Source organism: Levilactobacillus sp. LN180102, assembly GCF_050106635.1.
In the GTDB taxonomy this organism is placed as follows: Bacteria; Bacillota; Bacilli; order Lactobacillales; family Lactobacillaceae; genus Levilactobacillus; species Levilactobacillus brevis.
In genome coordinates this window covers 71,672-86,444 of sequence record NZ_JBNIIX010000007.1, presented here as the reverse complement: position 1 = coordinate 86,444, position 14,773 = coordinate 71,672, and the positions used below count along the sequence as shown (strand labels likewise).

General features: G+C 46.3%; 13 protein-coding genes. 10 read left to right on the top strand and 3 right to left on the bottom strand.

What is annotated here, in order from left to right:
* Positions 1-469: 469 nt before the first annotated feature.
* Positions 470-1,453 carry a choloylglycine hydrolase family protein gene (locus ACP4IT_RS05980; protein WP_426855292.1) on the top strand — a complete coding sequence of 328 codons (984 nt, stop codon included), beginning with the start codon at positions 470-472 and terminating at the stop codon, positions 1,451-1,453.
* 46 nt (positions 1,454-1,499) lie between these two features.
* Here ACP4IT_RS05980 and ACP4IT_RS05975 read toward each other — a convergent pair whose 3' ends face one another.
* A complete protein-coding gene (locus tag ACP4IT_RS05975) occupies positions 1,500-3,755 on the bottom strand; it encodes a glycoside hydrolase family 3 C-terminal domain-containing protein (protein WP_141267947.1) in 2,256 nt (751 codons plus the stop codon).
* Between the two features lie 497 nt (positions 3,756-4,252).
* On the opposite strand from ACP4IT_RS05975, the gene ACP4IT_RS05970 reads away from it, so the two are divergent.
* The 6 genes from ACP4IT_RS05970 to ACP4IT_RS05945 all read left to right on the top strand — a co-directional run bounded on the left by ACP4IT_RS05970 (position 4,253) and on the right by ACP4IT_RS05945 (position 11,170).
* On the top strand, positions 4,253-5,893 hold the full coding sequence (locus ACP4IT_RS05970) for a peptide ABC transporter substrate-binding protein (protein WP_047021532.1): 1,641 nt from the start codon (positions 4,253-4,255) through the stop codon (positions 5,891-5,893).
* Positions 5,894-5,980: 87 nt separating this feature from the next.
* Positions 5,981-6,529 (top strand): DNA-3-methyladenine glycosylase I, encoded by a 549-nt coding sequence (locus ACP4IT_RS05965; RefSeq protein ID WP_011668637.1) that lies wholly within the window; start codon positions 5,981-5,983, stop codon positions 6,527-6,529.
* Between the two features lie 507 nt (positions 6,530-7,036).
* The gene (locus ACP4IT_RS05960) at positions 7,037-7,840 is read left to right on the top strand and encodes a MetQ/NlpA family ABC transporter substrate-binding protein (protein ID WP_011668636.1); all 804 of its coding nucleotides are present in this window, start codon (positions 7,037-7,039) and stop codon (positions 7,838-7,840) included.
* A gap of 64 nt (positions 7,841-7,904) precedes the next feature.
* On the top strand, positions 7,905-8,969 hold the full coding sequence (locus tag ACP4IT_RS05955; protein WP_011668635.1) for a methionine ABC transporter ATP-binding protein: 1,065 nt from the start codon (positions 7,905-7,907) through the stop codon (positions 8,967-8,969).
* A 39-nt stretch (positions 8,970-9,008) separates the two neighbouring features.
* A complete protein-coding gene (locus ACP4IT_RS05950; protein WP_156646322.1) occupies positions 9,009-9,650 on the top strand; it encodes a methionine ABC transporter permease in 642 nt (213 codons plus the stop codon).
* Between the two features lie 533 nt (positions 9,651-10,183).
* The gene (locus ACP4IT_RS05945; protein WP_011668633.1) at positions 10,184-11,170 is read left to right on the top strand and encodes a DMT family transporter; all 987 of its coding nucleotides are present in this window, start codon (positions 10,184-10,186) and stop codon (positions 11,168-11,170) included.
* A 57-nt stretch (positions 11,171-11,227) separates the two neighbouring features.
* Here ACP4IT_RS05945 and ACP4IT_RS05940 read toward each other — a convergent pair whose 3' ends face one another.
* A complete protein-coding gene (locus ACP4IT_RS05940) occupies positions 11,228-11,443 on the bottom strand; it encodes a hypothetical protein (RefSeq protein ID WP_011668632.1) in 216 nt (71 codons plus the stop codon).
* Between the two features lie 204 nt (positions 11,444-11,647).
* Here ACP4IT_RS05940 and ACP4IT_RS05935 point away from each other — a divergent pair, with 204 nt between their 5' ends.
* Positions 11,648-12,631 (top strand): aldo/keto reductase, encoded by a 984-nt coding sequence (locus ACP4IT_RS05935; protein WP_011668631.1) that lies wholly within the window; start codon positions 11,648-11,650, stop codon positions 12,629-12,631.
* A gap of 102 nt (positions 12,632-12,733) precedes the next feature.
* Here the strand turns inward: ACP4IT_RS05935 and ACP4IT_RS05930 are convergent, their stop codons facing one another.
* Entirely contained in the window at positions 12,734-13,108 is a 375-nt protein-coding gene (locus tag ACP4IT_RS05930; RefSeq protein WP_011668630.1) for a glycine cleavage system protein H, read from the bottom strand.
* 145 nt (positions 13,109-13,253) lie between these two features.
* Between ACP4IT_RS05930 and ACP4IT_RS05925 the strand changes: the two genes are divergently transcribed.
* On the top strand, positions 13,254-14,297 hold the full coding sequence (locus ACP4IT_RS05925) for a lipoate--protein ligase (protein ID WP_011668629.1): 1,044 nt from the start codon (positions 13,254-13,256) through the stop codon (positions 14,295-14,297).
* The gene (locus ACP4IT_RS05920) at positions 14,287-14,598 is read left to right on the top strand and encodes a DUF7671 family protein (RefSeq protein WP_011668628.1); all 312 of its coding nucleotides are present in this window, start codon (positions 14,287-14,289) and stop codon (positions 14,596-14,598) included. The genes ACP4IT_RS05925 and ACP4IT_RS05920 overlap by 11 nt, the downstream gene beginning before the upstream one ends.
* Positions 14,599-14,773: the final 175 nt, after the last annotated feature.

Sequence of the window (14,773 nt, the reverse complement as noted above, 5' to 3'; positions counted from 1 at the left end):
CGTTCAGGGCGAAAGCCGTGAACGCTTTTAAAAAGGAGTGAACGCATCCTAACCGGGACCAAGGGGGGGAGTTTAACGGTGGATCGCTGTAAATTAACTGTCGATAACAGTTTTGCTTTAGGATGATTTTAGGGGGATGGCTAGACAATCTGACACTCAAAATTTGGGTGAGGATGGTTGCTTCTTTTCACCTCTGAGAATACGCAGTTTGGCAACGAATAAATAGCCAGATGCTTTGATTTTAAGGGATTTATCCCAGTTTAGTTAGTCAGCTTGCGACAGTGACCTAATTTTGCTAGTCCATCTTTTGGCGGCAAGATGACTGGATGTTTGAACCATCGTTTGCTTTCATCATGTTGTTGATAAATGTTTTAAAAAAATCGCACATAGTTTCAACGATTTTTCGTGCAGAATCACAGTAGAAGCGTTAGAATGGGGAGTAATTAAATGAGAAGCGGGATGATTTTTAATGTGTACGAGTTTGACTTATGAAAACAGTCGTGGCGATCATTTTTTGGCGCGGACAATGGATTTTGCTTTTGAACTGGGTGGTCAACCGATCTTTATGCCCCGGCAACAAGAGATTAGCGGGGATGCTGGTACGTTCACAACAAAGTATGGATTTATTGGTGCCGGTCGAAATTTAAGTCATTATATTTTCGTAGATGGTGTCAATGAATTTGGCTTAGGTGCTGCGGCTTTGTATTTCCGCGGTTATGCTAAGTATCAACAGTCGGCACCAGCTGACAAGCTGGCAATCGCCCCTCACGATGTTGTTGCTTGGGCCTTAGGTAACGCCCAGAGTGTGGCTGATTTACGGGAATTGGTCAAGCACATTCAAATCTTAGACGTTCCGGTATCGCTTTTGGGGTTGACTACGCCACTACACTTTATCTTTAGTGATCCGACGGGTGACACAGCGGTGTTGGAGACAACAAATGCGGATCTGCATCTGATTGATGATCCAGTAGGGGTAATGGCCAACTCGCCCGAATTAAATTGGCATCTGCAAAACTTGAGTACTTATGGGACATTACAGGCGGCCGAACGGCCATTACAAGATCGCTTGGGTTATCAGTTACCAACGCAAGGACCAGGAACCGGAGCTTTAGGGTTGCCCGGTGATTATACCTCGCCATCACGATTTGTCCGTACGGTATTTAATAAGCACTACAGTGAAGCGGCAGCCGATACACCAAGCACGCTGACGACTCTGCAACATTTATTAGATGGCGTTACTATCCCTAAAGGGGTTAAGTTAATGGCAGATGGTACCAGTGATTATACGCAATATCGGGGCTATGCTTGTTTAGACGATCGGGTCTATTACATGGAGCCTTACGATAATCAAGAACTACAAGGGATTCGCTTAACCGATGAGATGTTAAACGATTGGGATACGCCCGTAGAGTACCCCTTGGATCATACGCCACATGTGAAGCAGCTAAATTAACCTAAAAAGCGTTACACGGAAATTTCCGGGTAACGCTTTTTTGAGATTATTGACGTAATAAGGTGTTTGCCCGTGTGATAAAGTCTGTAATCAACGCTTGGGGACCACCCAAAGCGACGACAGCTCGCAATGGCATGTTCATAAACATGCGATCCTGGAAGATTTGTAGGCTTCCTTGGTCATCTGTAATGGCTAAGAAGTTTTCTGGACCAGCATATTCTGGTGCTAAAACAACCTGCTTGAAGAGATCACGTAATTGTGGATTTTTAACAATGGCTGCCATATAGGTTTCGGTCGTGATTGGCGCCGGTGAATTTTTGAAATCCATCGTGAGTTTAACTTGCAGACGAATGTCGCGAGAGGACTCACCAATCATGACTTCGTAGTCGCCGGAATCAGCTTGCCAACGAGCTTTGGGTTCGCACCACCAACTGAAGTCACGTCGATCAAGCGCTAGAGTGACCGTTTCAGTCTCGCCAGGAGCAATGGCAACTTTGGTGAAGGCACGTAGCTCTTTGGTTGGCATGGGAACGTGGGAAGCGTGATTAGCGATGTAGAGTTGCGGTACGGCTTGTCCTGAGCGCGCACCTGTATTGGTGACGTCAAACGTCACGGTGGCGCCGCGTTCGTTTTGAGTTAACTTGAGATTCGTATATTCGAACGTGGTGTAGCTGAGACCGTGACCGAAGGGAAATAGCACGTGCATTTCGTGTGTATCGTAGTAGCGATACCCCATGAAGATGCCCTCGGTATAGTATTCGTGATGGGGGTCTTGACCAAATGTGGGCGCCATTGGGGTATCAGTGAGCCGACGAGGAAAAGTTTCGGTCAAATGACCGGAAGGATTAACGGTGCCAGTAATAATATCCCAAGTCGCTTCCCCAACAGCTTCTCCGGCCAGATAAGTTTCAACAACGGCTGCTACGCTGTGAATCCATGGCATTTCAACCGCAGAGCCATTTTGTAACACCACAGTGGTATGGACATTGGCTTTGGCCAAACTGCCAATTAAGTCTGACTGATTTTCGGGTAACATGAGGGAGACCTTGTCAAAGCCTTCTGATTCGGCCGCCTTTGGATAACCTGCAAAAATAATGACATGATCGGCGGTCTTAGCAGCGGTTAAGGCCGCTTCAGCGAGGTCGCCGTTGGTTTCGCTTTGATCGAGACGATAACCAGGGTAGTAGTCAGCTTTTAACCCACTACCGGCCAGTGCATCTAATGGGGAAACTAATTTAGTTGGATTAACATGGGAACTGCCAGATCCTTGGAAACGCGGATTTTCAGCCAGCTCACCAATCACCACAACTTTGCCAGTTGTTTGTGGGTCTAAAGGAAGTTCATCTTCATGGTTCTTTAGCAAGATGATACCGTCATCCGCTAACTTTCGCGCAAATTGGTGGTGAGCAGCGTGATCGTAGGGTTGCGCATGGTCGGCCGGTAACCAATCATCAACGACGTGCAAGAGGTGACGTACCGCTTTGTTTAAAGTCCCTTCGTCTAATTCGCCAGTGTGAACTGCGCGAATGATATCATTAACTGAAGCCTGGCCCTTCCCAGGCATTTCGAGATCTAGGCCAGCTTTCAAGGCTTGAACCGTATTGGCGACAGCGCCCCAGTCGGACATAACAGCGCCATGGAAGCCCCATTCATCCCGTAAGATTCGCCGTAACAAGCGTTCATTCTGTGAGTTGAGAACACCATTGATTTTATTGTAAGACGTCATAATGGTTGCCGGATAGGCTGATTTGACGATGATTTCAAAGGTACGCAAGTAGAGTTCACGTAGTGTTCGCTCTGATATATCACTAGAGGCGGTGAAACGTTGGTTTTCCCGGTTGTTCGCCGCAAAGTGCTTAACGGCTACCCCAACGTGTTGGGATTGGACCCCCTGAACGTAGGCGCTGCCAAGCTTCCCAGCAACGAGCGGATCTTCAGCCAAGTACTCAAAGTTACGACCACCCAAGGGTGAGCGCTTCATGTTAACACCGGGTCCGAGTAAGAGACTGACCTGTTCGGCGCGCGCTTCAATTCCCAAGTGTTCCCCAAGCTGGTGCATAAGGGATTCATTCCACGTGCTGGCGCTTAACGCAGCAGCCGGATAGGTAATGGCCTGAATGGCGTCATTGATATTGGTGGTTCCAGAATTAATTTGTTTCCGTAATCCAGAAGGACCATCCGTCATCATTAGCGCTGGTAAATCTAGGCGATCAACTGCTGCGGTGTACCAGTTATTTTTACCGGAAACCAGAGCAGCCTTCTCAGGTAATGTGAGTTCAGCAAGCGTTCGTTCGATGTCCATACGTTCAAATCCTTTCTTTTTGTTCAACTTACCTCTAGTATACCGTTTTCATTTAGTAGATGTTAGCGTGGCGTTGTGAATTTTACGGAGCTAATTATTTTGTCGAGAGATAGGCGCGGTAGATGGGGAGTTTCGGGGTGCCCGGGTGTCCCTGCTGAAAGTTTTTCTTTGACAAATTTAATGGCTTAAGGTAACTTTAGGTTTGTGCAATCCAATTAATAACAAAAAGTAAGGAGGAAAATCACGATGATGAACCTGACAACCCAAATGAAGATGATCTCTGCTGCATGTTGCGAATGTAACGTGCCATTTTGTGTTGCTCAAAATCGTGATTTTCCGGCTAAACCGTAGCAGTACATAACGACAACGCAGGTTGTCAGTGTAGCGGGTTATCCTTTCACGATGCGAGTGAAGGGATAACCCGCTTTTTCGTGTTTTAAATTGAATTTTGCGGATTGCACACCACAAATTTGAGAAAGAAAAGGAGTCAAGAACACATGAAAAAATGGACTGGAATGGGACTAGTTGCGGCAGTTATTGCATTAGGGATGGGCTTGGCTGCTTGTGGACAATCAACATCGGCTAGCAAGCCGCAGCAGGTCTTGCGGCTGCCAGCAACGGCGGCATTAGACACGATCGACTTGGCTAAGGCAACCGGCTATGGGCAGACAGGAAACGTGTTTGAAAGCTTTTATCGCTTGGGAAATGATGGTAAGGTTGCGCCGGGATTAGCTGACTCAGCGAAGGTGTCCAAAGATAAAACGACCTGGACATTTCACATCCGCGACAATGCCAAATGGAGTAACGGTGATAAGATTACCGCCCAGGACTTTGTCTACTCGTGGCGCCGGACGTTAACGCCGGCAACCAAGTCTACCTACACGTATCTTTTCTCCGGAATTAAGAATGCAGATAAGATTATTGCCGGGAAAATGAATCCGAATAAAGTGGGAATTCGGGCCAAAAATCAGCAGACTGTGGTGATTCAATTAGATAAACCCATGGCTTACTTTAAGATTCTCATGGCCTATCCGCTATTTGCCCCGCAGAATAAGAAGGTTGTCGACCAGTATGGCAAGAAGTACGCGACAAAATCACAATACATGGTTTACAGCGGTCCCTTTAAGATTACCGGGTGGAACGGGACAAGCAATACGTGGTCGTTTGTGAAGAATAATCAGTATTGGGACAAGAACGTGGTGAAGCTACATCAGATTAAGTATCAAGTTGTGACAAACCCACAAACTGGATTGAGCCTGTACCAGAATAACAAGCTGGACTTTGCACAGCTGTCTAATGAACAGGTCAAAAATTACAAGAATAATAAAGCCTTTAAGCAGTATCCTTACTCCATTGTGATTCATTTGAAGTATAACTTTAAGGACAATGATACTCAGAAGCGTAAGATCTTAGCGAACCAAAATATTCGCCAAGCCATTTCATTGTCATTGAATCGGTCACAATTAACAGAGAAAGTGCTAGGCGATGGGTCTGTGAACCCAACGGGATTTGTTGCCAGCGGATTAGCGAAGAATCCAAAAACTGGGGTGGACTTTGCTAAGGAGCAGGCCGTAAAGAATACCACGACCTACAACCCAACGTTGGCTAAGAAAAAGTGGGCCGCGGGACTCAAACAATTGGGAATTAAGCAAGTCAAGTTGAATATTTTAGCCGGCAATGATGATACATCATCTAGCACGGTGACGCAGTATCTGAAGAGTACGCTAGAAAAGAATCTTGCTGGATTTACGTTAGATATTCAAAACGTTCCAGCGTCCGTAGCACAATCGCGGTCGCAAAATGGTGATTTTGACATTTACCTTTCACACTGGGGCGCAGACTTTAACGATCCAATTTCCTTCATGCAGATTCCAGTTAGTTCAAATTCACTAAACTATGGCAAATGGTCTAATCAAACTTACGACAAATTAATTGATCGGGCGCAAAACGCAGATGCTGGGAATGCGGAAGCGCGTTGGCAAGATATGGTGAAGGCCTCACAATTAATCAACAAGACTCAAAGTTTTACACCGCTCTATCAAGCCGACTATGCTTACTTACAACGGCCAGATGTTAAAGGAATTATTCATAATACAGCTGGGACGCAGTGGAGTTATAAGTACGCTTATATTAAATAAATCAGTGGGATAAGTCATCACAACGGTTATTTCCGGTTGAACTGGGAAAGTCCCCTTGGTATATTGAAAGCAAGAGGGGATGACAACATGGCAATTGGACCGCAAGATGGCCGTGACTGGACGAGTAATGGGACGGCCGACTACGATGCCTATTTTGGGACACCGACACATGATGACCATGTGTTGTTTGAACTACTGACAGTCGGTGTTTTCCAAGTGGGGTTGAGCTGGCAAGCGGCCGCGAGTAAGTTGCCGGTTTATCGGCGTCTCTTTGCAGAAATGGTCCCCCAAGTGGTGGCCGGGTTTGATGAAGAGGTGGACGTTGAGCGGATTGCCAACGATCCGGATATGATTCGGAATGGTCGCAAGATTCGTGCGGTGATTCGCAATGCTCGGGGCATTGTCAAAATTCAACGCGAGTTTGGGAGTTTTGCAGATTATTTATGGCAGTTTGTTAATGGAACGCCGTTTCTGTTACCGGCAGTGACCCGCGATGAGTTGACCAACCAATCGGCCATTGGAACGGCAGTAGCGAAGGATCTAAAGCGTCGGGGGTTTAGCTTTGTGGGCCCCGTCGTGACCCATATGTTTTTGTTGGCGGCGGGCATCTTACACGAGCAAGTTATTGATGCGTAAGTGAAATTTAGGTGAGAAATTAGTTTGACGATTAAGTCGTTTAACGCTCACATTAATAAGCCGATACCAGTCTAGTCACCCGTTTATATGAATAAATTTATTAGCGGTTTGTCTTGACACCGAATTAAAGTTGCATTAGACTTACTGATAAATTAAGCGATTGAAAACAATGTGATCAGGAGAGTAACCACCGTCAATGGTTCGTAGAGAGTTCGTGATTTGCTGCAAGCGAATAACCCACGGCGGGGTGAAGATGGCCTGAAATGAATTGGTATCACTGAGTCTGATTGATGAGGTGATAATGTTTGGCACTCATTACCGTGCACGCACTTCAAGGCGCAAGCTGGCGAGTGTTAATGAGGGGCCAGACATTTTTGTCTGACTTGAATTAGAATGGTACCACGACAAAGTTCGTTTCTATTAATTTAGGAGCGGACTTTTTCTTTTGGTCACTGTTTTCAATCGTGGCGTTTCTATTAGGGATATTAAATCAAAGGGGTTTTGAGGATGAAGAAATCATTTAAGCATTTTAGTTGGCTATTATTGTTATTGATTCCACTGTTGATTGTGTCAGGCTGTGGTAAGTCCAGCAGCAAGACGGTTAAGGTCGGGATCATGGGGTCCGACGAAAAGATTTGGAAACCAATCCAAACGAAGTTGAAAAAGGAAGGCATCAACATTAAGTTAGTGACCTTCACTGACTACAATCAACCGAACGCAGCGTTGACCAATCATGAAATTGATCTGAACTCGTTCCAACACACGTACTTCATGAATACCTGGAACAAGGCTCACAAGACGAACATCGTTTCTATTGGGAAGACGGTCCGCGCACCGCTACGGTTATATTCCAAGAAAGTTAAGACTGTTTCAGCCATCAAGAAGGGTGATCAGATTACGATCCCTAATGACTCAACGAATGAAGGTCGGGCATTACATCTCTTACAATCTGCTGGCCTGATCAAGGTCGACAACAAGGTGTCCTTACCAACACCTAAAAACATTACCGAAAACAAATTGAAGTTGAAGATTACGCCAGTGGATGCTGCGCAAACACCACGTTCTTTGACGGATGCCACGGCTGCGATTGTGAACAACGAATTTGCCTCTGAAGCGAAATTACCAGATAGCGAATGTATCTACAAAGAGAAGTTGAACAAGGCCTCAATTCCTTATATCAACATCATTGCCACCAACAAGGCCGACAAGAACAACAAGACTTACAAGAAGATCGTTAAGGCTTATCAGACGGCTGAAACGAAGAAGTTATTGAAGAAGTACTACCATGGCTTGTCCATTCCAGCTTGGTAGATCGTCAGATCATAAGTAGAGAAAATGAATTTGCCAGCATCGGCGAGTAAGGAGAATGAAGTCTGTGACTAATGAAGCGATTATTCAGTTAAAAGATATCGACGTGACCTTCCACAATAAAGGTCAGACGGTTACGGCCGTGAAAAACGTCTCACTAACGGTCAACCGTGGTGACATCTATGGGGTCGTCGGTTACTCGGGGGCTGGGAAGAGTACCCTCGTACGCGTGATTAACCGGCTTCAGCAGCCAACTGCTGGTACCGTTGAAGTTAACGGCCAAGATATTTTGGGCTTGCCATCGAAGGAATTACGGGTGGCTCGCACCAAGATTGGAATGATTTTTCAACACTTTAATTTGATGGCGTCACGAACGATTGCCGACAACGTGGGCTATCCGCTCAAAGGTGGCACTTTAACCCGAGAAGAACGGCAAAAGAAAGTCGCACATTTACTGGAACTGGTGGGCTTGACGGAAAAGGCTACAGATTACCCGGCGCAACTGTCCGGTGGTCAGAAGCAACGGGTAGCGATTGCCCGGGCGTTGGCGAATGATCCAGAGATCTTGATTAGTGACGAAGCCACCAGTGCGTTGGACCCGAAGACCACTTCGTCGATTCTCGAATTGCTGAAACGCTTGAATCAAGAGCTGGGTTTAACGGTTGTTTTGATTACGCATGAAATGGAAGCCGTCAAAGAAATTTGTAATAAAGTGGCGGTGATGGATGCTGGCGAGATTATCGAACGGGGGGACCTGGTCACAATCTTTAGTCAGCCACATGAGAAGTTGACGCAAGACTTTATCAATACGGCGACCCAGATTAATCAGGCGTTGACCAAGATTTACAAGCAAGCGCAAACGCTCGGCTTGGATGATCATCAACAATTGGTTCAGCTTCAATATGTAGGGGCCAGCACGGATGCACCATTAATTACGGAATTGTATAAGCGGTTTGAAGTGGTTTCAAATATTCTGTACGGTAACGTTGAAATTTTGCAAGACACACCGCTTGGCAATCTGATTGTCGTTATGACTGGTGCGCCCGATAAATTGGCAGCCGCTTGGCAGTATTGTCAATCAGCGGGAATTACCGTGACGCATCTACAGCCAACAGATCCGGAGGTGGCCTAAGTGAATTTATTTGCAAAATATTTCCCGAATGCGGTCACGATGAAGAGTGATTTTGTTCAGGCAACGGGTGAGACCCTTTATATGACGTTCTTTACGGCGGTTGTCGCCGGTATTGTTGGAATGGCCATTGGGATTGGGTTAATTGTGACGCAACCTGGCGGGATCCTAGAGAATCGTGTCGTTTACAACATCTTAGATAAGCTGGTTAACCTCTGTCGGTCAATTCCCTTTGTGATCTTACTGGCCGTGATTGCGCCATTAACGCGGATCATTGTGGGAACCGCAATTGGGACGACGGCAGCTATCGTGCCATTAGTCATTGGTTCAGCGCCATTTTATGCGCGGCAGATTCAAAATGCGTTGGCTGAGGTTGACCGCGGCGTGATTGAAGCTGCTGAATCGGTGGGTTCTGGTCCGATTGCGATTATCTTTCGCGTCTACCTGCGTGAAGGGTTACCAGATATTATCCGCTCGTCGGTCCTAACGCTGATTAGTCTGATCGACTTAACCGCCATGGCTGGTGCCATCGGTGGGGGTGGCCTTGGTAACTTGGCGATTAACGTTGGGTACAGTCGCTTTGAAAGCGACGTAACGTTCCTAGCGATGTTGATTATCCTGGTCATTGTCTTTGCCATTCAATTGATTGGTGATTTGTGGGCCCGTAAAGTGGACCATAACTAATGTTAAATGAAAAGCGGTGTTCCTTGAATTTAGGGAACACCGTTTCTTTTAGGGTTTTGTGCGCCTAAGCCAGTTACTTTTAGTTGTGATGGTCCGCCCTCTGGTCGCGTCAACTGGGCTGGAACGTACCGGACACGACTTTAAGCCAAGAAAATCCCTTGTCTTAAAGCTCGGTCTTATCCTAAGCGCGCCAATGACGCGCCCTAAGGATAATGACGGTACTGAACCCATTTGCCGCTTCCCGACGGGCTACTGGTGTGGCACGGTAACATTGGTTAAGCATTACTATTTCGTTATTTTGGAAGCATTAACTTAATTATTTGTGAGTGTCAGCATTGGTGTGTTGGTTACTACTCGTGCCCACAGTAACTCACATGAGACGCGTGTTTGGAAGTTGGTAAGTCAATTTTAAATTAGACTTGAACGGGTCGCTAACAGCTACTAATTTGGCTAAATATTTTTTGTCATTTCAGTATTTCTGTCGATTTTACCATTAAATTTTCATTTTCCTTCGGTAAAATATGAGGATTATGATGCATACCGCAGTGGTGTGGGAGAGAAAGGATTATCAGGGTTTGGAAAATTCAAAAGCAACGACTGAAAATGTCATGAAGGGAATCTTTTGGGCCACAATGGCCTCAGCCATGTGGGGGATTTCTGGGACAGTCCTACAGTTTATTTCACAGAGTCAAGATATTCCAGCCAGTTGGTTCTTGTCAACGCGGACCATGGGCACTGGAATCGTGCTACTAGTGGTTAGTTTAGTGATGTACGGCAAAAAAACGTTCGCTGTTTTTCGTAGTGGTCGCGAAATTATGTGGTTATTAACGTATGCCATTTTTGGTTTGGGGGCCAACTTACTGACCTTCTATATCGCTGTGCAAACTGGGAATGCTGCCGCAGCAACCATTCTCCAATACCTGAGTCCACTATTTATTGTGGTGGGTAGTCTGGTCTTCAAACATGACCGGCCCTTACGCAGTGATTTGATTGCGTTCGTCGTCGCGATGGTCGGGGTCTTTCTGGCGATTACGCGGGGACATATCTCCCAACTAGCGATTCCCTTGAATTCGCTCCTGTGGGGGATTGGTTCCGGGATTACGGCGGCCTGTTACGTGGTGTTGCCACGACCGTTGGTTAAGGATGAAGGGCATGCGCCGATTGTAGTTTTGGGCTGGGGCATGTTTCTTTCAGGCATTGTGTTCAACCTTTACCATCCATTTTTCCTGAATACCCCCCCAATTACTGGCGGCTTGGTTGCGTCAATGAGTACGGTTATTTTGGTCGGAACCATTCTCCCATTCTCACTGGTGCTCTATAGCACGCATTTTGCGCCATCAGATGTGATTAGTATTGTGGATGCGACCCAACCAGTCATGACCTTTATTCTGTCAATTATTTTCTTGAGTTTGAAGATTACGGTCGCAGAAGTCATTGGGTCAGTACTTGTTGTGGTAGCCATTTATCTGCTACAACGTGGGCGTCGGAAAATTGAAACACCATTTGATGAAGTCTCTTAGAAATAAAAAATCTCCCTGCCCATTGGCAAGGAGATTTTTTTAGGTTAAAACAGCCGGTTACTTCTTAAGGTTGTCTTCAACATAAGAACGAACATCAGCATCGCTCTTAGCGTCGATTTCCTTCATCGAAGCTTCAGTTTCATCGGTGTTGTGACCATTGGATTCCATGAAGTGATTCCAAAGGGCATCCCGAACGGGTTCCTTTGAATCAGACCAATCAAATACTTCGTTCATTTTTTCATCCAATAAAGCAGTCTTTTCTACAACAGCCATAACCATTACCTCCAAAAAAATATTGGGGTCAGTGGGTCTGTGATTGGCATGGAGACCACCGGCTTCATTTCTCATAGTAGTCCTTTTCAGCAAAAATGGTAAATATTTTGTTCATCAGTATTGTTCGTTGACGTTTAGGGGCAAAACCGGCAGAATAAAGGAGCAATGACCGGCCAACTTTGGCCGAGAAAGTCAGGGATAAACGTGAAATATCGTCAATTAGGTAAAACCAATTTTAAGGTTAGTGAAGTTTCTTTGGGTACTTGGCAATTGGGGTCCAAGTGGGGCGACCCCTTTGATGCCACCGATGCGCAGAATACGTTGGCGGCGGCTTACGATGCCGGCGTTAATTTTTATGATACCGCTGATATTTATCAAGACGGTGCCAGTGAGCAGGCGTTAGCCAAGTTTATTAAAGATAAGAAGGACAAGGTCTTCGTGTCCACGAAGGTGGGGCGGAAGCTAGATCCACACGTTGCTAGTGGTTATACAGCAGCCAATATTACCAAGTTTGTTGAAGCCAGCTTACAGAACTTAGAGGTGGATGCCTTGGATAATGTGCTCTTACACTGTCCACCAACCGCTGTTTATTACGATCCCGAAGTGTTTTTCACGCTGGATCAGTTGAAGCAGGCTGGCAAGATTAAGAATTATGGTGTCAGTGTTGAACGGGTCGAAGAAGCGATGAAGGCCCTGGATTATGACATCTCAGCAGTGGAAATTATCTATAACATGTTCCGCCTACGACCGGCCGAGAATTTCTTCAAGATGGCCCAAGCCAAAAATGTCGGGATCATTGCGCGGGTACCACTGGCGAGTGGGTTGTTGAGTGGTAAGTATACGTTGGATACCACTTTTGGTAAGGACGATCACCGTAGCTTTAACCGCCATGGTGAAGCCTTTGACCAGGGTGAAACATTCTCTGGTGTTGATTACGCGACCGGTGTTCAAGCAGCTAATGAACTCCATGAGCGGTTGGGCTTGGCAACCCCGTTAGCGCCACTGGCCTTACGTTACATTTTAATGGCCGATGCAGTCAGCACAGTTATTCCGGGCGCGTCAAAGCCCGAACAAATCGCACGGAATGTTGCCGCAGCCGACTTGCCAGCATTTACACCTGACCAGATGGCAATTGTCCGTGATGTCTATGAAAAGTACCTAAAGAATCCCGTTCAATATAAGTGGTAGGTGAAAATCCTACATGAAAATAGACCTTTCAAGCGCTTAACGGCGATTGAAAGGTCTATTTGGTGTAAATGATGAATTTTGGTCGGTTACTGGAACTTACGCCTAGGCAACCTGTAAATCTAATACCCAGTTATCCGGTTGGGCATTTTGATTGAGTTTAGCGGGATCGTTAATCAGATCATCATTAACTTTCACAACGGTTCCTGCGTAAGGTGTTTTAAAGTTCTCGACGGCCTTGTCACTTTCGACTTCCAAGATGTCATCACCAGCCGCCAAGACATCGTTGACCATAATAGGTAAGTCAGCAAAGCTAATATCGCCAATTTGTTCTAAGGCGTCACTAGCTAGGCCTAGCCGGTAATGGCCTTGGTCTCGTTGTTCTAGCCAGACCCCATCTTTAACTGTTAGTGTGGGGGCCGGGGTGTGGCGACCGTGAATCCAGTTGTTGAGACGTTGCCAAATGGTTGCTTGCGTCATGGTGAATTCCTCCCAAACATCAGCTTAATACCCTTTAGTATACGCTTTCTTGTCAGTGACTGACAACAACTTGCTTAAGTTGTTGCGGGCTAGACCTTATGCTAAACTTAATGCAAATTAGTGTGATTAGAAGGGAGCAACAGCCATGTTTTTAATCGATACAAGTCGGCAAGGACAGGTCGTTACGGATGCTGTGGTTAATCAGTCAATTGATAACTATCTAGTCAACGATTTAAAACTACCCGGGCACGGTCTGATGATGTATGTCAATCAACCAGCCGTCATTGTCGGCATTAACCAAACGGTGGCTGCGGAGGTGGATTTTCACTATTTAGCAGCGCATCACGTGCAGCTAGTTCGGCGAACATCTGGCGGTGGGGCCGTGTATCATGATGAGCGGAACTTAATTTTTGAACACATTGTTAATGGCGATCCCCAAGATGGGTCAAAGTTTGGGGATTACACAGTATTTGCCCAGCCAATTCTGCGTGCATTGACGGCGATGGGCGTGGCCGACCTGGGAATTAGTAACAAAAGTGCCTTGACGGTTGACGGTAAGAAGTTCTCGGGGATGACGATGTTTAAGAGCGGGAATGGTTATGCTGCTGGCGGCACGATCATGTATGACTTGAATGTGGCGGCTGCGCAACAGGCCTTAATTCCGGCCAGCGATCGGCCACATCGCGGTGTGGCCTCTAACCGGGTGCCCATTACCAACTTACGCCAGTATTTAGCGCCAGCCTATCAAGATTTGGACATTCAAAGTTTCCGTGAAGCGTTATTGTGCCACATTTTTGAAGTTGAGCGACTCGATCAGATTGAGACCTATCATTTGAGTACGCAAGATTGGGCAATTATTGACCAACGATTAGATGAAAAGTATCGCACGGATGCGTGGAATTACGGTGCTAATCCCGGTTTTCGTGATTACCGTGCCTTATCACTGCCAACCGGACAGTTGCACGTAAACTTTACGCGACAAGCTGGGCAATTAAAAGCGGTTGCGTTATTTGGAACGGTGGGGACGCCGACGGATTTACATGAGATCTCAGAACAATTAGTGGGAACAGCGACAACTGCAGCAGCAGTGCGAACAGTTTTGATGATGCCAGCGATCACGGCCATCCTAGGGCCGGCAGCTGTTGAACCATTGGTACAAGTGTTAACGGAGGATGCACATGAAGGCTAAGTACGAGGTGAATCAATACATCGGTGTGCCAGTTCAGGCAAACGCCTCTGGAACCTATGAGATTAAACGCGAACCGGATGGGGACTTTAAGCTCCATTCTTGGCGAACGGGACGTCACAGCAAGGGGAAGTTCACCGGGGTTGGCCAAATTTTTTTAACGGAAAATCATTTGAAAGTCGCCGTTGTGGCGGTATCCCCCGTCGCTTATAAGGAACGTCATAACTTTACGCCGATGCAACGCTTGACCAGTGAACGGGTCAGTGACGAGTTGCTCCAAATAGCCCAAACGCATCTGAATTAATGGGAATCGTGAAGCAAATAAAGATGGATTAACTATGGTTACAAAAAGTGAAAACAGTAGCAGGATACTTGAGCAGTCTTTAAGAACAGGTTTGATCAAAGGTATTGATTATAAAAGGATCGTGTACGCAGTTGCGACTGGGTACACGATCCTTTTTGCTTTAGGTAAGGGGTTT